General features: G+C 73.4%; 18 protein-coding genes and 1 riboswitch. Of the genes, 8 read left to right on the top strand and 10 right to left on the bottom strand.

The features are described from left to right. Nucleotides 1-123 precede the first annotated feature (123 nt). Nucleotides 124-1,590 carry an APC family permease gene (locus CHB94_RS21980; RefSeq protein ID WP_089338694.1) on the top strand — a complete coding sequence of 489 codons (1,467 nt, stop codon included), beginning with the start codon at nucleotides 124-126 and terminating at the stop codon, nucleotides 1,588-1,590. Here CHB94_RS21980 and CHB94_RS21985 read toward each other — a convergent pair whose 3' ends face one another. Continuing rightward, nucleotides 1,591-2,169 carry a YdeI/OmpD-associated family protein gene (locus tag CHB94_RS21985; protein WP_089338695.1) on the bottom strand — a complete coding sequence of 193 codons (579 nt, stop codon included), beginning with the start codon at nucleotides 2,167-2,169 and terminating at the stop codon, nucleotides 1,591-1,593. A 185-nt stretch (nucleotides 2,170-2,354) separates the two neighbouring features. On the opposite strand from CHB94_RS21985, the gene CHB94_RS21990 reads away from it, so the two are divergent. The 4 genes from CHB94_RS21990 to CHB94_RS22005 all read left to right on the top strand — a co-directional run bounded on the left by CHB94_RS21990 (nucleotide 2,355) and on the right by CHB94_RS22005 (nucleotide 6,035). Then, a complete protein-coding gene (locus tag CHB94_RS21990; protein ID WP_254920846.1) occupies nucleotides 2,355-3,095 on the top strand; it encodes a histidine phosphatase family protein in 741 nt (246 codons plus the stop codon). Further along, nucleotides 3,076-3,966: an NAD(P)H-hydrate dehydratase gene (locus tag CHB94_RS21995; RefSeq protein WP_089338697.1), complete on the top strand. Its 891-nt coding sequence runs from the start codon at nucleotides 3,076-3,078 to the stop codon at nucleotides 3,964-3,966. The genes CHB94_RS21990 and CHB94_RS21995 overlap by 20 nt, the downstream gene beginning before the upstream one ends. A 67-nt stretch (nucleotides 3,967-4,033) precedes the next feature. Continuing rightward, a complete protein-coding gene (gdhA, locus tag CHB94_RS22000) occupies nucleotides 4,034-5,377 on the top strand; it encodes an NADP-specific glutamate dehydrogenase (RefSeq protein ID WP_089338721.1) in 1,344 nt (447 codons plus the stop codon). 79 nt (nucleotides 5,378-5,456) lie between these two features. Further along, a complete protein-coding gene (locus CHB94_RS22005; RefSeq protein ID WP_089338698.1) occupies nucleotides 5,457-6,035 on the top strand; it encodes a gamma carbonic anhydrase family protein in 579 nt (192 codons plus the stop codon). Between the two features lie 46 nt (nucleotides 6,036-6,081). Here CHB94_RS22005 and CHB94_RS22010 read toward each other — a convergent pair whose 3' ends face one another. The 3 genes from CHB94_RS22010 to CHB94_RS22020 are packed head-to-tail and all read right to left on the bottom strand — an operon-like array spanning nucleotide 6,082 to nucleotide 9,735. After that, on the bottom strand, nucleotides 6,082-7,347 hold the full coding sequence (locus tag CHB94_RS22010; RefSeq protein ID WP_089338699.1) for a cysteine desulfurase-like protein: 1,266 nt from the start codon (nucleotides 7,345-7,347) through the stop codon (nucleotides 6,082-6,084). Between the two features lie 23 nt (nucleotides 7,348-7,370). After that, nucleotides 7,371-8,414, bottom strand: a complete 1,044-nt coding sequence (metX, locus tag CHB94_RS22015; RefSeq protein WP_254920847.1) for a homoserine O-acetyltransferase MetX — start codon at nucleotides 8,412-8,414, stop codon at nucleotides 7,371-7,373. Nucleotides 8,415-8,442: 28 nt separating this feature from the next. Further along, nucleotides 8,443-9,735: a bifunctional o-acetylhomoserine/o-acetylserine sulfhydrylase gene (locus CHB94_RS22020; protein ID WP_089338701.1), complete on the bottom strand. Its 1,293-nt coding sequence runs from the start codon at nucleotides 9,733-9,735 to the stop codon at nucleotides 8,443-8,445. Nucleotides 9,736-9,779: 44 nt separating this feature from the next. Next, nucleotides 9,780-9,895, bottom strand: a riboswitch (SAM riboswitch). Between the two features lie 289 nt (nucleotides 9,896-10,184). Here CHB94_RS22020 and CHB94_RS22025 point away from each other — a divergent pair. Then, nucleotides 10,185-11,234, top strand: a complete 1,050-nt coding sequence (locus CHB94_RS22025; RefSeq protein ID WP_089338702.1) for a zinc-dependent alcohol dehydrogenase family protein — start codon at nucleotides 10,185-10,187, stop codon at nucleotides 11,232-11,234. Here CHB94_RS22025 and CHB94_RS22030 read toward each other — a convergent pair. The 4 genes from CHB94_RS22030 to CHB94_RS22045 form a co-directional block, all read right to left on the bottom strand. Continuing rightward, a complete protein-coding gene (locus tag CHB94_RS22030) occupies nucleotides 11,218-11,703 on the bottom strand; it encodes an Rv3103c transmembrane domain-containing protein (RefSeq protein ID WP_089338703.1) in 486 nt (161 codons plus the stop codon). The two genes, CHB94_RS22025 and CHB94_RS22030, sit on opposite strands and share 17 nt — an antisense overlap. Beyond that, the gene (locus CHB94_RS22035) at nucleotides 11,700-12,590 is read right to left on the bottom strand and encodes a mechanosensitive ion channel family protein (protein ID WP_089338704.1); all 891 of its coding nucleotides are present in this window, start codon (nucleotides 12,588-12,590) and stop codon (nucleotides 11,700-11,702) included. Before CHB94_RS22035 ends, CHB94_RS22030 begins: the two co-directional genes overlap by 4 nt. A gap of 76 nt (nucleotides 12,591-12,666) precedes the next feature. Beyond that, nucleotides 12,667-13,458, bottom strand: coding sequence for a thioesterase family protein (locus tag CHB94_RS22040; RefSeq protein WP_089338705.1), 792 nt, complete (start codon nucleotides 13,456-13,458; stop codon nucleotides 12,667-12,669). A 21-nt stretch (nucleotides 13,459-13,479) separates the two neighbouring features. Continuing rightward, the gene (locus CHB94_RS22045) at nucleotides 13,480-13,848 is read right to left on the bottom strand and encodes a hypothetical protein (protein WP_089338706.1); all 369 of its coding nucleotides are present in this window, start codon (nucleotides 13,846-13,848) and stop codon (nucleotides 13,480-13,482) included. A gap of 343 nt (nucleotides 13,849-14,191) precedes the next feature. Between CHB94_RS22045 and CHB94_RS22050 the strand changes: the two genes are divergently transcribed. Beyond that, entirely contained in the window at nucleotides 14,192-15,886 is a 1,695-nt protein-coding gene (locus CHB94_RS22050) for a BCCT family transporter (protein WP_254920848.1), read from the top strand. 353 nt (nucleotides 15,887-16,239) lie between these two features. Here CHB94_RS22050 and CHB94_RS22055 read toward each other — a convergent pair whose 3' ends face one another. Next, nucleotides 16,240-17,640 (bottom strand): ABC transporter substrate-binding protein, encoded by a 1,401-nt coding sequence (locus CHB94_RS22055; RefSeq protein WP_089338707.1) that lies wholly within the window; start codon nucleotides 17,638-17,640, stop codon nucleotides 16,240-16,242. Nucleotides 17,641-17,822: 182 nt separating this feature from the next. On the opposite strand from CHB94_RS22055, the gene CHB94_RS22060 reads away from it, so the two are divergent. After that, entirely contained in the window at nucleotides 17,823-18,788 is a 966-nt protein-coding gene (locus CHB94_RS22060) for an EamA family transporter (protein ID WP_254920849.1), read from the top strand. A 21-nt stretch (nucleotides 18,789-18,809) separates the two neighbouring features. Here the strand turns inward: CHB94_RS22060 and CHB94_RS22065 are convergent, their stop codons facing one another. After that, nucleotides 18,810-19,814 (bottom strand): ABC transporter substrate-binding protein, encoded by a 1,005-nt coding sequence (locus CHB94_RS22065; protein ID WP_089338709.1) that lies wholly within the window; start codon nucleotides 19,812-19,814, stop codon nucleotides 18,810-18,812. Nucleotide 19,815 lies beyond the last annotated feature (1 nt).

Below are 19,815 nucleotides of genomic sequence, written 5' to 3' on the forward strand. Positions count from 1 at the left end.
GGCAGGGGCTCCTACCTGGCAACCCACGAACCTGTGTGAGTGGGGCCCCGACCCGCAACCCCTCCTCACGGGAGCGGTCGAGTCATACCGTCTGACCGCCGTCCCGCCTGGCACGATCCGGACGTGACCGTCCGATCCGTCTCCTCTCCGGAGCCGACGCTCCGGCCCGACGCGGTCGGCTTCGTCGACGGTCTCGTGATCGGCCTGGCCTCGACGTCGCCGGCCTACTCGCTGGCCGCCGTCCTCGGGCCGGTCGTCGCGCTGGTCGGCGTCCACGCGCCCGGGGTGCTGCTGGCGTCGTTCGTGCCCATGCTGCTCATCGCCGGCGCGTTCGCCGCCCTCAACCGCGCCGACCCCGACTGCGGGACGACGTTCTCCTGGGTCACCCGGGCGATGGGCCCGTCGGCCGGCTGGATCGGCGGCTGGGCGATCACGATGACCGGCGTCCTGGTGCTGGGGTCCCTGGCCGAGGTCGGTGTCCGGTTCACCCTGCTGGCCGTCGGGCTCGACGGCTGGACGGAATCGACCCCCGTGGTCATGGGGCTGACCGTCGCGCTCATCGTGCTGATGGCGTGGATCTGCGTGCGGGGCACCGAACTCTCGGCCCGGCTGCAGAACGGCCTGATCGTGGCCCAGACCGTGGCACTGGGCGTCTTCGCCGTCGTCGCCGTCACCCGGGGCATCCGCGGGGACAGCCCCTTCGGCGCGCTGACGCCGTCGTGGAGCTGGCTGGACCCCTTCGGGGCCGGTGGCGCGGCGCTGACCAGCGGACTGCTGCTGGGGGTCTTCGCCTACTGGGGCTGGGAGTCCGCGGTCAACCTCACCGAGGAGACGACCGACTCGCGCACCGCGCCCGGGAAGGCGGCGGTGCTCTCGACCGTCGTCCTGCTGCTCACCTACCTCGCCGTGGCCACTGCAGTCGTCTCCTTCGCCGGAACGGAGTGGCTTGGCGCCAACGCCGACGAGGAAGAGGCGGTGTTCGCGCTGCTGTCGTCGGAGGCGCTGGGCGGCTGGGACTGGGTCGTGCTGCTGGCGGTGGCCACCTCGGCCATCGCCTCCACCCAGACGACGATCATCCCGGCCTCGCGCACCGGCCTGTCGATGGCCCGGAGGGGGGCGCTGCCGCGACGGTTCGCCTCCATCGCGCCTGCGCACCGCACCCCCGACGTCTCCACGTGGTGGGTCGCGGCGATCGGCGTCGCCTGGTACGTGGTCGTCGGGTCGATCAGCGAGAACGCGCTCTACGACTCGATCACCGGACTGTCGCTGCTCATCGCGCTGTACTACGCGCTGACCGGTCTCGCCTGCGCGGTGTACTTCCGCCGCCGGCTCCGGCGCAGCGTGCGGAACCTCCTGCTGCTCGGCGTCGGGCCGCTCGTGGGCGCGGCCATGCTCGCCTGGCTGCTGGTGCTCTCGGTCCGCGACCTGGCGGACGCGGAGAACTCCTACACCGGGCAGGCCTGGATGGGTGTCGGGCCGCCGCTGGTGATCGGCGTCGGGGTGATGGTCGTGGGCGCCGTCCTGATGATGTGGTGGCGGTGGCAGGACGCCTCGTTCTGGCGCGAACGGCCGAGCACGTACGACGGGTGATCAGTGCAGCCGTCGGTCCTCGGCGAGCATCTGCACGAGGGCCGCGATCCGTTTCGCCCGCGTCGCCGGGGTGCCGGCGGTGTGCACCCGCCACAGGGCGGCGTAGCGATTGGTGCCGTCCAGCGCGTCGAACGCCGCGCGGGCCGCGGGCTCGGCTCGCAGGGCCGCGGTCAGGTCGTCGGGGACCGTGATGGTGGCCGGGCCGGCGTAGGCGCGCTCCCACCGCCCGTCGGCTCTCGCTGCCTCGACCGCGGCCAGGCCGGCCGGACGCATCCGGCCTTCGGCGATCAGCCGCTCCACCGTCGCGACGTTCTTCTGCGACCAGACGCTGCGGGGACGCCGTGGTGTGATCCGCTGCAGATAGAACCGGTCGTCGAGCCGGTTGGCCCGGCCGTCGATCCAGCCGAAGCAGAGCAGGACCTCGACCATCTGCTCCCAGTTGATCGACGGGACGCCCGAGCCCTTCTTCGCGAGCTTCACGTAGAGCCCCGGTGCGGTCAGGTGCTCGGCCTCCAGCCACGTCTCGAGCGCGGCCTGGTCGGCGAACGCGAGGACCGGCAGGTCGGTGGGGAGCGTCACGCCGCCATCCTGCTCCGGGGGCCGACGGTTTCGACGTCCTCCCGCGCGGCTACCGGCGTCCGGGTGGCCGCGGTCAGCGGCCGGGACGCCGGACGGCGGGGGTGGGGAGTGAGCGAGCTGGCGAGCTCACCATGGGCACAGCAGCCCTCGCGAACGCGGCCGACGAGCGCCAGCGAGGAGGACTCGTGAGCGACCGGGGACGGGGCCCGTCGGTGGTGTGGCTGGTGCGGCACGGCGAGAGCGTGGGCAACGTGGCCGACGCGCACGCCCAGCAGTCCGGTGCGGGCCGGCTGGAGCTGGACGTGCGCGACCCCGACGTCCCGCTGTCCGGCACCGGCCGGGCGCAGGCGGAGGCACTGGGCCGCCACCTCGCCGGCCTGCCGGAGGACGAGCGGCCGACGGCGGTGCTCAGCTCGCCGTTCGCGCGGGCGCTGACGACGGCCCAGCTGGCCACTGCCGGGCTGGGCGTCCGGGTGCGCACCGACGAACGGCTCCGCGAGCGGGACTTCGGCGCCTTCGACGGCATGACCCGAGCCGGCATCCGGGAGCAGTTTCCCGACGAGGCACAGCGCCGGGACCTCCTGGGCAAGTTCTACTACCGACCGCCCGGCGGGGAGAGCTGGGCCGACGTCGCCCTGCGGCTCCGCAGCCTGCTGGCGACCGAGGCGCTGCGGCACGACTGCGAACGGCTGCTGGTCGTCGCCCACCAGGCCGTGATCATGGTCTTCCGGTACGTCCTGGAGGAGCTGACCGAGCAGGAGCTGCTCACGGTCGACCGCACCGAGCAGGTCGCCAACGCCTCCCTGACCCGCTACGAGATGAACGCCGCCGGCGACCTGGTGCTGGCGGAGTTCAACGCCGTCGACCATCTGGTCGACGAGGACGAGGACGTCACAGAGGAGCCCGATGTCGCCCAGCAGGCCTGATCCGACGCTCGTCACGCCGGAGGTGCTGCGGAACTGGCCGCTCCCCGAGCCCACCGGCGGCAAGAACGCCCGCGGCTCCATCCTGGTGATCGGCGGCAGCACCGAGACGCTCGGCGCGGTGCTCCTGGCCGCAGAGGCGGCCATGCGCGCCGGCGCCGGCAAGCTCCAGGTCGCGACGGTCGCGTCGCTGGCACCGTTCGCGGCCGCGGCCCTGCCCGAGGCGCTGGTCCGCGGCCTGCCGGAGACCGACGGCGGAGCCATCAGCGCCGGCGCCGCCGATGTCATCCGGGACCTCGCCGAGTCCGCCGACGCGGTCCTGATCGGACCGGGGATGGCGGACAAGGAGGAGACGCAGGCGTTCGAGCAGCGGCTGCTACCGCACCTGGCGGCTCCACTCGCGCTGGACGCGCTGGGCCTCGCCTGCGTCACCGCGGACCCCGCCTGCCTGCACCATCTGACCGGCCGGGTGGTGCTCACACCCAACCCGACCGAGATCGCCTACGCCCTGCACGAGGACGACGGCGTGATCGAGGACGACCCCGCCGGCGCCGCGGCCGACCTCGCCGGGCGGGCGAAGGCCGTGGTCGGCCTCGGCGGCGCGACGTCCTGGATCGCCACGCCGGACGAGCGGATCTGGCAGGACGAGAGCGGCAACGCCGGCCTGGGTGTCTCGGGCTCCGGCGACGTGCGCGCCGGCATCACCGGCGGGCTGCTCGCCCGCGGCGCGGATCCCGCCCAGGCGGCGGTCTGGGCGGCCTATCTGCACGGCCGCGCCGGCGAGCGGCTGGCGTCGTCGGTGGGCCGGCTGGGCTTCCTCGCCCGGGAGCTGCCGGGGGAGATCCCCGGGGCTCTGGCGGAGGTCGTTCCCTGAGCGGATTCTCCGCACGCGTACGTTGGCCTCCCAGCAACGATCGGCAGTAGTGGAGGACCGGGTGCACGTGGACGTCCCTGCAAAGGTGCACGAGATCTACGCGGAGGTGCTGCGGCGCAACCCCGGTGAGACGGAGTTCCACCAGGCCGTCCGCGAGGTGCTCGAGTCCCTCGCCGTCGTCCTGGGGCGGCACAGCGAGTACGCCGAGATGAAGACCATCGAACGGATCTGCGAACCCGAGCGCCAGATCATCTTCCGCGTCCCGTGGCAGGACGACTCCGGCGAGGTGCAGATCAACCGTGGGTTCCGGGTCGAGTTCAACTCTGCCCTCGGGCCCTACAAGGGTGGCCTCCGCTTCCACCCGTCGGTGAACCTGGGCATCGTCAAGTTCCTCGGCTTCGAGCAGGTCTTCAAGAACGCGCTCACCGGGATGCCGATCGGCGGCGGGAAGGGTGGCTCCGACTTCGACCCCAAGGGCCGGTCCAATGCCGAGGTGATGCGCTTCTGCCAGTCGTTCATGACCGAGCTGTACCGGCACATCGGCGAGTACACCGACGTCCCGGCCGGTGACATCGGTGTGGGCGCCCGCGAGATCGGCTACCTGTTCGGTCAGTACAAGCGGATCACCAACCGGTACGAGTCCGGCGTCCTGACCGGCAAGGGGCTGGGCTGGGGCGGCGCGCTGGTGCGGACCGAGGCCACCGGCTACGGCGCCGCGTTCTTCGCCGAGGCGATGATGGAAGCCCGCGGCGACTCCTACGCGGGCAAGCGGGTCGTCATCAGCGGCTCGGGCAACGTCGCGGTCTACGGCATCGAGAAGGTGCACCAGCTCGGTGGCACCGTCGTGGCCTGCTCGGACTCCAGCGGGTACGTCGTCGACGAGAAGGGCATCGACCTCGAGGTGCTCAAGCGGGTCAAGGAAGGCGAGCGGGGCCGGGTGAGCGACTACGCCGACCGGGTCGGAACGGCCTCCTTCGTGCCCGGCGGGAGCATCTGGGACGTCCCGTGCGACGTCGCCATGCCCAGCGCCACCCAGAACGAGCTGGACGACAAGGCCGCGGCGGTCCTGGCGCGCAACGGCTGCCGGTACGTCGTCGAGGGCGCGAACATGCCGACGACGCCCGAGGCCGTGCGCGTGCTCAAGGAGGCGGGGGTCGCCTTCGCGCCGGGAAAGGCTGCCAACGCCGGCGGAGTGGCGACCTCCGCGCTGGAGATGCAGCAGAACGCCTCGCGCGACCGCTGGACGTTCGAGCACAGCGAGGCCCGGCTGAACGAGATCATGCGCAGCATCCACACCCGGTGCCACGAGACCGCCGAGGAGTACGGGGCGCCCGGCGACCTGGTGCTCGGTGCCAACGTGGCCGGCTTCCTGGAGGTGGCCGAGGCCGTGCACGCGCACGGCCTCATCTGAGCCCGGATCCCGCTCGGTGCGGTAAGCAGGACCCGAACCACGGGACCGGCTCGTGGCCCTTGTCGAAGGAGCGCTCGGCGTGGCCGACAACTACATCGCGGAACTGCCCTTCGGGGCCCCGAAGATCGACGACGACGCCTTCGTGGCGCCGACCGCGGTCGTCGTGGGCGCCGTGACGATGGGACCCCGTTCGAGCCTCTGGTACGGGGCCGTCGCCCGCGCCGACGGCGAGACCATCGAGATCGGTGAGGGCTCCAACGTCCAGGACGGCTGCACCCTGCACTCCGACCCGGGCTTCCCCCTGGTGCTGGGCCGGGGCGTCACCGTCGGCCACCGCGTCGTCCTGCACGGCGCCCGGATCGAGGACGAGGTCCTGGTCGGCATGGGGAGCGTCGTCATGAACGGCGCACACATCGGTACCGGGTCGATCGTGGCCGCCGGCGCCGTCGTCACCCAGGGCAAGCAGTTCCCCGCGCGCTCGGTCATCGCGGGGGTCCCGGCCAAGGTCGTCCGCGAGGCCACCGACGACGACCTGCTGCACATCCGCGGGAACGCGGCCAGCTACACCGAGAGGCTGCCGTCGGCCCGCAAGGTGCGGCCGGTCGTGCGCCGTCCCCTTCCCCCGGCGGGACAGGTGCCGGGCGACGACATGTCCTGATCAAGGACCCCGCCTACCCCCCACCGGGAAAGGGCCCCCGTCCTCCTCATCCCTCGCCCGCTCGGGACGAGCCTCCGGACGGGGCCGGCGACGGGCCCTGCCGGTCGGCCGCTTGCGCCAGCCACTCCCGCAGGCCGGTGAGCAGGCGCTCGACGTCGTCCCGGTCGCTGTAGGGCGCGAGCCCGACGCGCAGGCCGCCGGTGTCCCCGAGACCGAGCCAGCGGCTGGCCTCGACGGCGTAGAACGATCCGGCCGGTGCGTTGACGCCGCGCTCGGCGAGGAACCGGTGGGCGTCGGCCGCGTTCCGCCCGTCGAACGTGAGCAGCAGGGTCGGGGTGCGGTGCGCGGCCGTCGACCACAGCCGGACGCCCGGCAGCGCCGCCAGCTCGGCCTCGAGGTGCACGCGGAGGCCGTCTTCGTACTCCTCGAGGGCGGTCATGGCGGCGACCAGCCGCTCGCGCCGGGTGCCACCGGTGGGCGCCAGGCCGGCCAGGAAGTCGATGGCGGCCGTCGTCCCGGCCATGAGCTCGTAGGGCAGGGTGCCCAGCTCGAACCGCTCCGGGACGTCGTCCGACGACGGGAGCAGCTTCGCCGGCGCCAGCGACTCCAGCAGCGTCGGGTCGGCGGCCAGCACGCCGCAGTGCGGGCCCAGGAACTTGTACGGCGAGCAGGTGAAGAAGTCGGCGCCGAGCGCGCGGACGTCCACCGGCGCGTGGGCGGTCAGGTGGACGCCGTCAACCGCGAGCAGCGCCCCGGCCGCGTGCACCCGCGCGGCGATCTCGGCCACCGGCGGCCGGGTGCCGATCAGGTTCGACGCACCGGTGACGGCGACGAGCCGGGTCCGGTCGGTGAGCACCTCGGCGACGTCATCGGGCGTGAGCTCGCCGGTCGCCGGGTCGAATGCCGCCCAGCGCACGGTTGCGCCGGCTGCTTCGGCGGCGATCACCCAGGGCCGGATGTTGGCGTCGTGGTCGAGGCGGGAGACGACGACCTCGTCGCCCGGCCCCCACCCGGCGGCCAGCGCCCGGGAGACGTCGAAGGTGAGCTGCGTGGCGCTCCGGCCGAAGACGACCCCCCGCGGATCGGCGCCGAGGAGGTCGGCGAGGGCGTGCCGGGCGTCGCGGACGACGTCGTCGGCGAGCCGTTCCGCCGCGGTGACCCGGCCCCGGTTGGCGATCGGGGAGGTGAGCGTCCGGGCGACCGCCTCGGCGACGACGTCGGGTACCTGGGTGCCGCCCGGGCCGTCGAAGTGGGCGGTGCCCGCCCGCAGCGCCGGGAAGTGCGCGCGGAGCGCGGCCACGTCGTAGCTCATGCGCCCGACGCTACCGACGGAGGTCAGGCGAGGAGGTCGCGGAGCAGGGCGCCGACGGCCCGGGTCTCGATGAGGAAGCCGTCGTGCCCGAAGGGGGAGGAGATCACCTGCAGCGGGACGCCGAGCCCGTCGGCGACCTGCTGCTGCTGCGTGATCGGGTACAGCCGGTCGCCGTCCACACCCGCGACGACCGACCGCGCCGTCACCCGGGCCAGCGCCGCCTCGATCCCGCCCCGGTCGCGGCCGACGTCCCAGCTGTTCATCGCCTCGGTCAGCAGCACGTAGCTGCCGGCCTCGAACCGGCCCGCCAGCTTGTCGGCGTGGTGGTCCAGGTAGGAGGCGACGGCGAACCGGCCGTCGTCCTGCACGCGGGTGCCGAACCGCGCATCGAGTTCGAGCGCGCTGCGGTAGGTCAGGTGGGCGATCCGCCGCGCCACGCCCAGGCCGGCCACCGGCGGGTCGGCCGGGTCGTAGTCGCCGCCGGCCCAGCGCGGGTCGGCACGGATCGCGGCCTGCTGGGTGGTCTGGGTGCCGATCTGGTCGGCAGTGGCCACCGCGCCCGAGGCCAGGAACAGCAGCCTCGCCACGCGGTCGGGCACTGCCACCGCCCACTCCAGCGCCCGCATGCCGCCCATCGAGCCGCCGACCACGCAGGCCCACCGCGAGATGCCGAGCGCGTCGGCGAGCGCCGCCTCCACCCGCACCTGGTCGCCGACGGTGATCTCCGGGAACCGTGACCCCCACCGCCCGCCGTCCGGGGTCAGGGACGACGGCCCCGTCGTCCCCTGGCAGCCGCCGAGCACGTTGGCGCAGACGACGAAGAACCGGTCGGTGTCCAGGGGCGCGCCCGGGCCGACCAGCCCGTCCCACCACCCGGGGGTCGGATGCCCCGGTCCGGCCGGCCCGGCCACGTGGCTGTCCCCGGTCAGCGCGTGCTCGACGAGGACGGCGTTCGAGGCGTCCGGCGCGAGCGTTCCCCACGTCTCGTACGCGACCCGCACCGACGGCAGGACCCCGCCGCGCTCGGGGCGGAAGGCGGGCAGGTCGAGGAAGACCCGGTCACCCACCGGATCCCCCTCGGCCCACCCGCCCATGTCAGGCGCTCTTGGCGGCGCGGAAGCCGGCCTCGAGGTCGGCGAGGATGTCCTCGATGCCCTCCAGGCCGACGGCCAGGCGCACCAGACCGGGCGTGACGCCGGTGGTGCGCTGTTCCTCGGCCGTCAGCTGCGAGTGCGTCGTCGAGGCCGGGTGGATCACCAGGCTGCGCACGTCCCCGATGTTGGCCACGTGGCTGTGCAGCTCGAGGGCCTCGACGAAGCGCTTGCCCGCTTCGTGGCCACCGTGCAGCTCGAAGGTCAGCACCGCACCGGCGCCCTTGGGGGCGTACTTCTGCTGCGCCGCGTGCCAGCGCGAGGACGCCAGCCCCGGGTAGTTGACGTGGTCCACCTCGTCGTGGGCCTCGAGGAACTCGGCGACCCGCTGGGCGTTGGCGACGTGCCGCTCCATGCGCAGCGACAGCGTCTCGATCCCCTGCACGACGAGGAACGCGTTGAACGGCGAGATCGCCGGCCCGAGGTCGCGGAGCAGCTGCACGCGGGCCTTCAGCGCGTACGCCGGCGCGCCGAGGTCGGCGTAGACGACACCGTGGTAGGTCGGGTCCGGCGTGGTGAAGCCGGGGAACCTGCCGCTGGTCCAGTCGAACCTCCCGGAGTCCACGATCAGCCCGGCGATGACCGTCCCGTGCCCGCCCAGGTACTTGGTGGCCGAGTGGACGACGATGTCGGCGCCGAACTCGAAGGGCCGGATCAGGAACGGCGTGGCGATCGTGTTGTCCACGATCAGCGGGACGCCGTTCTCGTGCGCCACGCCGGCGACGGTCTCGATGTCGAGGATGTCGCCCTTGGGGTTGCCGATGGACTCGGCGAAGAACGCCTTGGTGTTCTCCCGCACCAGCGATCGCCAGTTGGCGGGGTCGTCGGGGTCCTCGACGAAGGAGACGGTGATGCCCAGCTTGGGCAGCGAGTGGTGCAGCAGGTTGTAGGTGCCGCCGTAGAGCGAGGCGGAGGCGACGACGTGGTCACCGGCCTCGGCCACGTTGAGGATGGCGAGGGTCTCGGCGGCCTGGCCGCTCGACACCGCCAGCGCCGCCACGCCGCCCTCCAGGGAGGCCACGCGCTGCTCGAGCGCGTCCTGCGTCGGGTTCATGATCCGCGTGTAGATGTTGCCCAGCTCGGCCAGGGCGAACAGGTCCGCGGCATGCTGGCTGTCGCGGAACTGGTAGGCGGTCGTGGCGTAGATCGGCAGCGCGCGGGCGCCGGTCGTGGGGTCGGGGCTCGTGCCGGCGTGGATCTGCCGGGTCTCGAAGCTCCAGCTCTGTGGGTCGCTCATGCGCCGTCTCCTCTTCGCTCGCGGAGAGCCCGCGGCGCGCAGGAACTCCGTCCTTGCCGGGCGACGGCCGTCGCCCAGCCGGCTCTTCCCCTGGAGCACCTCAGACGGAGTAGAGGTTGCCGGGCAGCCAGCCAGGTGCTTGTCGCTGCCTCTCGTGAGCCAGTGGCGATCTTAGGACGCCCGATGTCCCACGTGAAACACCCGCCCGTCCGGGGGGACGGAAAGGCCACGGCGGCCGCCCTGACCGCGGTCGCCCGTGCCCTCGGCGTCCGCCCTGCCGCGGTCACCTTGGTGCGCGACGTCGCGCACCAAGGTGGTCGACGTCGACGGTGGCACGGACGACGCCCTCCGGGCCCTCCTGGCGCGCTGGCCACCCGGACCGGTCGCCCGCATGCGCGTCCGGGCGGGTCGCGCCGGACGCCGCGGTGCGCCCGGGCAGGCTGGGGCCCGTGCGTGCGCTCGTCTTCAGCTCCTTCGGTGGCCCACTCTCCGTCCAGGAGGTGCCCGTGCCGGAGCCGGCGCCGGGCGGGGTCGTCGTCCGGGTCGCGGCGAGCGGCGTCTGCCGCAGCGACTGGCACGCCTGGCAGGGGCACGACCCCGACGTCGTCCTGCCGCACGTCCCGGGCCACGAGCTGGCCGGGACCGTGGCCGCGGTGGGCGAGGGCGTCCGGCGCTGGCGCCCCGGTGATCGGGTGACCGTGCCGTTCGTCAACGCCTGCGGCCGCTGCCCGCAGTGCGCGGCGGGGGAGCACCAGGTGTGCACCCGCCAGACCCAGCCCGGCTTCACCCACTGGGGCTCGCTGGCCGAGTTCGTCGCCCTCGACGCGGCCGACGTCAACCTGGTCGCCGTTCCGGAGGCCCTCGACCTGGCCACCGCCGCCGCCCTCGGCTGCCGCTACGCCACCGCCTTCCGGGCCGTCGCGCACGTCGGCCGGGTGCGGCCGGGGGAGTGGGTCGCGGTGCACGGCTGCGGCGGCGTCGGCCTGTCCGCCGTCCAGATCGCGGCGGCTGCCGGCGCCCGCGTCGTCGCCGTGGACGTCGCGCCCGGCGCGCTCGACCTCGCCCGGGAGCTGGGTGCCGAGCACACCGTGGACGGCGGTGGTGACGTGCCGGCCGCGGTCGGCGAGCTGACCGGCGGAGGCGCGCACGTCTCCCTCGACGCCCTCGGCGCCCCGGTCACCTGCGCCAACTCGGTCCGCAGCCTGCGTCCGCGGGGCCGGCACGTCCAGGTGGGGCTGCTGCCGCCGGAGCAGGGCCGGGCCGAGGTGCCGATGGAGCGGGTCATCGCCCTGGAGCTGCAGGTCCTGGGCAGCCACGGCATGGCCGCCCACGCCTATCCCGAGCTGCTGGGGCTGATCGCGGCCGGCCGGCTCGACCCCCACCGCCTGGTGACGCGGGAGCTGCCGCTCGACGACGCCCCGGCCGCCCTCGCCCAAGTAGGCCGGCAGCCCGGGATCGCCGTCGTCACGTCGTTCTCGAGGGTCAGCCCGGCGGGCTGACCCCGGTGGGCGAGGTGGCCGGGCTCGACGGCCTCGACGGCGACGAGAACGTCGGCGGCGACGTCTCCGGGCTCTCCTCCGGTGTCGTCGTCTCCGTGGGCTCCTCGGTGGGCGTCGGCTCGGCGGTGGTCCTCGGCGTGTCCTCGGTCTCCGTCTCGGGCGCCGTGGTCGTCGGCGCCGTGGTCGTCGGCGCCGTGGTCGGCGTGGGGGTCGGCTCCGTCGTGGTGGGGACCGGCTGCACGGTGTCGGTGTCGGCGGGGGTCGTCGCCGTCGCCGGGGCCTCGGGGCGGATGTTGAGGTAGAGCGCCCCGATCGCGAGGAAGAGCACGGAGAGCACGAGCGTCGAGGTGCGCGCGCGGCCCACGTGCGACGGGATCCGGGAGAGCCGCCAGGGGCCGCGGCCGGGGTCGGTGCTGACCGACGGCGAGACGACCGGCTGCTCCGCGGTCTCCTTCTGCGGGTCGCTCATCGCTCTCCCCCCGGCGCGTTGCCGTCGACGGACAGGGCGGCCGTCGTCGCCGCGGCCACGCTCATCCCCTGGTGCCGGAACGCCTGGACGACGCGGGCGCGCAGGTCACGGCCCACGTCGAACTGCTTGCCGGGCAGCGTGCGGGCCACCATCCGGACGTTGACCTGCTCCAGGTCCAGGCTCTCCACGCCCATGAGGCTGGGCGGGTCGAGCAGCAACGGCCGCAGGGCCGGGTCGCGGAAGGCCTCGCGCCCCACCTCGCGCAGGATCTCGTTGACCCGGTTGACGTCCACGCTGGTCGGGACGGGGACGTCGACGACCGCTCGTGCCCAGTCGCGGGACAGGTTGACCACCTTCACGATCTGCCCGTTCGGGATCGTGACGACCTCCCCGTTGGGGGAGCGCATCCGGGTCACGCGCAGCGTCACGTCCTCGACGGTGCCGTTCGCGGCGTCCGGCGCGCCCACCACGTTGATCGCGACGACGTCGCCGAAGCCGTACTGCCGCTCGGTGATGATGAAGAAGCCGGCCAGGACGTCGCCGACGATCCGCTGCGCGCCGAAGCCGAGCCCGACGCCCAGCACCGTCGCGGGCGCGACGAGGCCGGTCACCGGCACGCCGAGCCGCTCGAGGACGAAGAACACCGCGATCGAGTAGATGAGGACGACGGCGGCCCAGGTGAGCACCTGGGTCAACGAGTGGCGGTGCTTGGCCGCCTCGGAGCGGACGAGGGCGTCACCGCCCGTGGCGCGCGCGTCGATCCGGGTGGTGACCCGATCGCCGGCCCACGACACGAACCGCGCCAGCAGCACGGAGCCGAGGATGATCAGCACGACCTCGAGGCCCCGCCCGGAGAGCCAGTCCCGGAGCTCGGTCAGCGCGTCCATGCCGCTCCCCTCGATCGATCCGACATCGGGTCCACCTTGCTCGGTCCGACAGGGCCGCAGCAAACGCCCTGGTGGGTCAGCGTGGCTCCACGAACAGGGACTGCGCCGACCGGCCGATCGCGCCGTCGGCGTCGAAGAGGACCGCGCTGCACTGGGCCGCGCCGGTCCCACCCAGGGTGGTGACGGCGTCCATGCCCAGCCAGTCCCCGCGCGGCGGGCGGTGGAGGGAGACGAGCAGGTCGACGTTGGCGAACGTGGCCTTCGCCCAGTCCAGCTCCGCGGAGATCCCGCTCGCGGCATCGGTCATGACCAGCAGGTGCTGCAGTGGGGTCATCGGCTCGCCGGCCACCAGGGCGCAGCGGGGGGCGGTCCAGGCCGAGGCCGGGCCGGGGGCGTTGAAACTGCCGGTCGCGAACCGCCAGTCCAGCGCGCGGTGGTAGGCGACCTCCTCGCTGAAGAAGGCGGCGTCCTCCGGCCGGCTCTGTTCCGGACCGGCCGCGGCGGGGTGCTCCGCCGCCATCTCCGGCGACGGCCCGTCGGTCCGGGTCCGCATCCGCCAGGCCGACAGCCGCATCAGCGGACGCTCGTCCGCGGCCGTCAGCACCGCCTCGAGCAGCTCGATCCGCCGTCCCGGGCGGACGACGGAGCTGCGCAGGTGGACCGGGCCGACCGGTACCGGCGCGAAGATGTCGAAGGCCATCCGCACGGTCTGCCCGTCGTCGATCCCGCTCGCGCGCTCGGCCTCCCGGAGCAGCAACGCCGCCGGCGGACCGGCGTGCTGCAGGCCTGGATCCCAGGGGCCGATGGTCAGCGCGGTGGCCAGGTAGCCGTCGTCCGTCGGCTCGTAGAGGGCGGCTGGCAGTTCCATGCCCGCAGTCTGTCGTCCCCCTCAGACGTCGCTGCGCCGGGTCTGCCAGCCCGCGGTGGCCGTCCACACGGCGGACGCGCCGGTCGCCGTCCACCAGAGCCACCGGAGGTCCTCCGGCGCCGACAGCAGCAGGAGGACGGCGACGACGAGCGCGGCGCCGGCCAGCGGCAGTGACCGCAGGAGCGTGCCGAGCGTGCCCGGGCCGGGGACCGCGAGGAACATCACGGTGGCCGCGACGAGCAGGAAGGCGCACAGCAGGGCCAGCAGGCCGGAGGTCACGCCGTACTGGGCCGGCAGCGCGGCCGCTCCCAGGCCGCACGCCACGATGCCGAGGGCCAGCCCGAGCAGGGTCCGCCGCCGGCGATCGGACCATGGTGGTCGGCTCTGCACCTGAGCCCGCCTCCCTCCGGTCGTACGCGGGTACCGTTCCAGGGAACCTGACCGACCTGTGAACCCGCTGAGCGTGACCGCCGCGGCCCGCCCGTGGCCCACGTCACCCGCGTGGGACATCACCCGTTCGGGCTCGGGCGTTTCGCGGCCTCCCGCCGGGGTCACGCGTCACGTGCGCCGAGCCCGGGCGTGAACAACCCTGGCCGTGCGGCCGGCACCGTCCTCCTGGGCCGTCGCCGCCGCGCTGCCGTCGACCCTGAACGGAGAGGCGCCGATGACGGCGCCGCACACGCCTGTGACGAGCACACCCACCAGCGCGCCCGCCGACGACACGGGGAGCGGCGTGGCGGACACCGCCCCGCATCCCGCGGTCGCTCCGCCGCCGCGCGCCATCGCCGACCACTCAGGCTCCCTCGACCGGGTCGTCTTCGGCATCTCGGCCGTGGTCGCCCTCGCCTTCCTGGTGTGGGGTTTCGTGACCCCCTCCGGTCTCGGGTCGACCAGCGGCACCGCCCTGGCGTGGGTGGAGGAGAACCTCGGCTGGCTCTTCGTGCTCCTGGCCTCGGCCTTCGTCGTCTTCGTCATCTGGCTGGCGGCCAGCCGCTACGGCACCATCCCGCTGGGCCGGGACGACGAGGAGCCGGAGTTCCGCACGGTCTCGTGGATCGCGATGATGTTCAGCGCCGGCATGGGCATCGGACTGATGTTCTTCGGCGTCAGCGAGCCGCTCTCGCACTACGTCTCCCCGCCGCCGCGCACCGTGGAAGCCGAGACGCCCGAGGCGCTGTCCACCGCGATGAGCACCACGCTCTTCCACTGGACGCTGCACCCGTGGGCGATCTACGCCGTGGTCGGGCTCGCCATCGCCTACGGCACCTTCCGCCGTGGCCGGCCGCAGCTGATCAGCGCCGCTTTCGCGCCGCTGTTCGGCACCCGCCGCACCGAGGGGCCCGCCGGCAAGCTGATCGACGTCCTCGCGATCTTCGCGACCCTGTTCGGCTCCGCGGCGTCGCTGGGGCTGGGCGCGCTCCAGATCGGCAGCGGCATGGAGATCCTCGGCTGGGCGGGTGACGTCGGCAACGGGCTGCTGGTCGGCATCATCGCCATCCTGACCGGCGCCTTCGTGGCTTCGGCCGTCTCCGGCATCGCCAACGGCATCCAGTGGCTGTCCAACATCAACATGGTGCTGGCCGTGGTCCTCGCGCTGTTCGTCTTCGTGCTCGGACCGACGGTCCTCATCCTCAACCTGATCCCCGGGGCGATCGGCAACTACTTCGCCGACCTCGGCGAGATGGCCGCCCGTACCGAGGCCAGCGGTGGTGACGCGATGGCCGAATGGCTGCGCGGGTGGACGGTCTTCTACTGGGCCTGGTGGATCAGCTGGACGCCGTTCGTCGGGGTCTTCATCGCCCGCATCAGCCGCGGCCGCACGATCCGCCAGTTCGTATCCGGTGTCCTGCTCGCCCCGAGCCTGGTCAGCCTGGCCTGGTTCGCGATCTTCGGCGGGGCCGGGATCGCCGCGCAGCGGGACGGCGCCGACGTGGCCGGTCAGTCGACCGCCGAGGGCCAGCTGTTCGGGCTGCTCGCGGAATATCCCCTCGCCACCCTGGCGACGGTGCTGGTGATGGTGCTCGTGGCGATCTTCTTCGTCTCGGGGGCGGACGCCGCCTCGATCGTCATGGGCTCGCTGTCCGAGGGGGGGACCCTGGCGCCCAGCCGCCGTACCGTCGTCTTCTGGGGCCTGGTCATGGGCGCCGTCGCGGCGATCATGCTGCTCGTCGGCGGGGACGAGGCCCTCACGGGTCTGCAGAACCTGACGATCATCGCCGCGCTCCCGTTCGCCCTGGTGATGGTCGGGCTGGCGGTGTCCCTCGCCAAGGACGTCCGGACCGACCCCCTGGTGCTGCGTCGCACCGCGGCGGTCGAGGCGGTCGAGCAGGCCGTCGTCGAGGGCATCACCCGGCACGGTGACGACTTCGTCCTGGTCGTGGAGCCCGGCCCGGACAAGCCTTCCGTCGCCACCACGCCGCCCCGGTAGGCGGCTCGGGGGACGCCGGGCACCGGGCTCCCGGCGTCCCCCGCCCGTCTCCTCACCCCTTCTCGGCCCCGGCGGTCAGACCACCGGTGAGCAGCCGTTCGCCGGCGAAGATCGAGGGCCACCGTCCACACGATCGGCAGCACGACGAGCGTCAGGACGATGACCACCGTCGGTGTGATCAGCGCCAGCCCGGCTCGCGCCTCTCGCCACCGCAGGGTGCCGCGGCCGCGGGGTCCTGGCTCGCGGCTCTGTCCAGGGCCCTGTCCAGGGCCCTGTCCAGGGCCATGTCCAGAGCCGGGGGCCGGAGCCAGGGCCAGGGCCCCGCCGGCGTCCGGCCGGCACCGGTCCCCCGGTCATTCCAGGGACTGGGCGATCTCGCGGAGGGCGTCGGCCGCCTGCTGCGCCGCCTCGCCCGGCTCCATCTCGTCGGCGGTCATCGCCGCGATCGCCTGGGGCACCGGGAGCTCACCGAGGGAGGCGCCGACCAGGGCGCCCTGCCCCTGGGGGATGCCCCACGGGGAGATCGTGTCAGGGCTGGTGCGCAGGTCTTCCAGGACCTCCGCCGGGTAGAAGTCGCCCAGCGGCGCCTTGGTGTCCACGCCCGCCGGGAGGGTCGACCAGGCGTCGATGAACCGGGTCGGCTCGTCCGCCGTGCCCTGCCGGGTCGGCACCTTGCCCTCGGGTGAGAAGTCGATCCACTCCTCGTACCCGTCTTCCATCATGTACGTGACGAATCGGGTCGCGGCGTCGGACCGGGCCCCGACGGTCACGACCCAGGAGACGATCTCGCCGAACTGCGCTCCCTCGTCGCTGTCCGGCCCCGCGATCGCCGTCACCACGCCGCTGTTCCTGGCCAGGTAGGCCGGGTCGTCCGTGCACTCCGGGCACGTCGGCAGCGCGTCGGCCCGCAGGCCGGCCATCTCGTCCAGGATGAACGACGACCACACCACCATGGCCGCCTGGCCCGCGAAGTAGGCGGCGCGGGTGGTGTCGACGTCCTGGGCGCCGGACAGCGAGTAGTCGGTGATCAGCTGGTCGTAGAACTCGAACGCGGCGACGCACTCGTCGCTGTCGAGGGCGACCTCTCCCTCGTCGTCCACCAGCTGGCGGGCGTTGCCCAGCGCCAGGTGCTCGAAGGTCTGCTGCGTGAACGCGTCGTTCGGCACGGTGGCCCCGGTGAAGCCCGCGACCTCCGGGCTGTCCAGCGTCTCGGCCGCCGCGAGGATGTCGTAGGTCTCGGGAGCCGCCAGTCCGGCGGCATCGAAGAGGTCCTTGCGGTACACGAGGAGCTGCGCCCATCCATCGCTCGGGACGGCCAGTTGCGTGTCCCCGTCCCGGGTCAGCTCCAGCGCCTGCTCGGAGAACGTGTCGGCACCGAGCTCCTCCACGACGGCGGCGGCGACGTCGGTGTCGATCAACTCGTTGGTCGCCAGCGCCTGCACCCCGGACAGCGACAGCGCACCGACGACGTCGGGCAGTTCGTCCGCGGCCGCCGACGAGGTGAGCAGCTGGTCGAACTGGTCCTCGTCGATGGCGACCAGGTCGACCGCTATCCCGCTCTCCTCGGTGAAGGCGGCCGCGATCTGCTCCTGGGCCGCCACGCGGTCGGGCAGGTTCTCCAGGGTCCACACGACCAGCGGCCCATCCGCGTCACCGCCCTCGTCGCCACCGCCGTCGTCCCCACCGCAGGCGGCGAGTGCTGTCGCCCCGACCGCCGCCACCACCAGGCGGGCCCGTCGCTTCGTTCCGCCCATCAGGCTCTCCTCGGAGTGGCCGTCGTCCTCGCCGGGCCCGGACGGTAGCGGGCCACATGCGTTCTGGATCACTTGTCCGTCCCGGCCAGGTGGTCGACCGGTCCGCGCCGAGGCGGCCGACGCGCCCGCCGGCAGCCGGCGATGTAGGTGGCACGGGCCCGGACGGCGACTACGGTGCACGGGTGTCCCGCGTCGTCCACCCCGCCCGCGGCTACCTGCTGACGCTCTCCGCGGCGGGGTTCTTCGCCGTGAACGGCACGGTCTCCACGCTCGCACTCGACGCCGGCATACCTGCGACGAACCTGACCGCGCTGCGCTGCACGGGCGCGGCCCTGGCGCTGGTGGTGTTCCTCGCCGTCGCGGCGCCGCAGCGGCTGCGCGTCACCTGGCGGGAGGTGCCCTTCCTCGCCGTGTTCGGTGTGGTCGGGGTGGCGCTGACCCAGTTCCTCTACTACGTGGCGATCGGACGGATGCCGGTCGGGATCGCGCTGGTCTTCGAGATGACCGCGCCGGTGTTCATCGCGCTCTACGTCCGGCTCGTGCGCCGCGAGAAGGTGCGCAGCCGGCTGTGGCTGGCCCTGCTGCTCTCGCTATCGGGCCTGGTGCTCGTCGCTGAGGTCTGGCGGGACGGCGGCTCGCTGGACCCGGTCGGGGTGGCGGCGGCGCTGCTGGCGGCGATCTGCCTGGCCACGTACTACCTGATGGGAGAGCGGGGCACCGTCACTCGCGACCCGGTGGTGCTGACCTGCTGGAGTTTCGTGGCCGCCGCGGTCTTCTGGGCTCTCGCGGCACCCTGGTGGGCGTTCGACGCGGGTGTGCTCATCGAGCCGGTCCCCGTCTCCATCGCCTCGGTCGAGCTGCCGCTCTGGCTGCTGGTCGCGTGGATCGTCGTCCTGGGCGCCGTGGTGCCGTTCTGGCTGTCCATCGCCGCCCTGCGGCACCTGCCACCCACCGCGGCCGGACTGGTGGCGACGGTGGAGCCGGTCTTCGCCTCCGTCGTCGCGTGGTTGTGGGTCGAGCAGGTGCTCAGCGGCTGGCAGGTCGCCGGCGGCGTCGTCGTCCTGGCCGGAATCGTGCTGGCGCAGACCGCCCGCTCCGCACCGGCGCCGTCCCCGCTGCCCGAGACCCCGGCTGCCCTCTCCAGCTGAGCGGGGGTTCGCGCTCCTTGTTCAGCCGGTGACCTGCTGCGCCTCGGTCAGGTAGCCGGCCAGCTCCGCCATGTAGGCGGCCTGCGCGACGTAGTCGGGGCCGATGTACTTCCACGGGTGGAGCTGGCCGGCCTGGACCGCGGGCAGCAGCGCCGCAGTCGGCTGAGCGGCGATCTCCTCGGGCGACATGCTGAACCGCAGCGAGTACAGCAGCACGTCGCTGGGGTGGTTCGGCACCTCTTCCCAGCCCACGGAGTGCCAGAAGTAGTCCTCGCCGCCCGGGTCGACGAAGTTCACGCCGAGGTCCTGGTAGAGCTTCAGCTGTGGGTCGTCGGCCGCCTTGGCCATCCACCAGCCGTCGGCCTCGGTGGCGAAGACCGGCAACACGCTGACGCCGCCGGCGGCCGCCTCGGTGAGCTTCTCGGACGCCGCCTCGAAGTCGGCGCGGGCCTCGGCCACGTCGCCGCCCTCGGTGTCGACCCCGAGCGCGCCGGCCAGGTCGACGACACGCTCGATCACGTCGGCGGCCGAACCGCGGTAGGCGATGGTGACGATCGGCGCGATCTCGGCGACCTGCTCCTGCTGGGTCATGTCGTTGAAGCCGTACCCCGCCTTGTCCGCCGGGATCTCGCCCGAGGAGTCGTCGGGGTAGATGGTGGTCACGATGAGGTCGGGGTCGGCGGCGGCGAGCGCCTCCAGGTCGATCTCGCCGTACGCCGAGCCGACGATCGCGACGTCGGAGAGGTCCCTGCCCTCGAAGGCGACGTCGTCCTCGGCGGACGTCTGCCCGAAGGTCGCGACCGGCTCGATGCCGTAGTTCCAGAGCGAGGCAGCGAGGTCGTTCAGCCCCGCGATGCGGGTGGGCGCCTCGTCCAGCTGGACCGTGGTGCCCAGGTCGTCGGTGAACGACCAGCCGCCCGAGGCGGCGGGCTCGGTGCCGGCGCTGTCGGAGCCGCAGGCGCCGGCGCCAACGGTCACGCCCAGGGCCAGGAGACCGCCGAGGAGGCGGCGAGAGGTGCGGTGCAAC

It is taken from the genome of Blastococcus mobilis, assembly GCF_900188025.1.
GTDB classification, from domain to species: domain Bacteria; phylum Actinomycetota; class Actinomycetes; order Mycobacteriales; family Geodermatophilaceae; genus Blastococcus_B; species Blastococcus_B mobilis.

Bases quoted from the DNA above. Each gene is read 5' to 3' on its own strand.
- CHB94_RS22030 (WP_089338703.1), bottom strand. From the start codon at position 11,703: ATGAGCGACCCGCAGAAGGAGACCGCGGAGCAGCCGGTCGTCTCGCCG.
- CHB94_RS22020 (WP_089338701.1), bottom strand. From the start codon at position 9,735: ATGAGCGACCCACAGAGCTGGAGCTTCGAGACCCGGCAGATCCACGCC.
- CHB94_RS22055 (WP_089338707.1), bottom strand. From the start codon at position 17,640: ATGGGCGGAACGAAGCGACGGGCCCGCCTGGTGGTGGCGGCGGTCGGG.
- CHB94_RS22040 (WP_089338705.1), bottom strand. From the start codon at position 13,458: ATGGAACTGCCAGCCGCCCTCTACGAGCCGACGGACGACGGCTACCTG.
- CHB94_RS22010 (WP_089338699.1), bottom strand. From the start codon at position 7,347: ATGAGCTACGACGTGGCCGCGCTCCGCGCGCACTTCCCGGCGCTGCGG.
- CHB94_RS22035 (WP_089338704.1), bottom strand. From the start codon at position 12,590: ATGGACGCGCTGACCGAGCTCCGGGACTGGCTCTCCGGGCGGGGCCTC.
- CHB94_RS21995 (WP_089338697.1), top strand. From the start codon at position 3,076: ATGTCGCCCAGCAGGCCTGATCCGACGCTCGTCACGCCGGAGGTGCTG.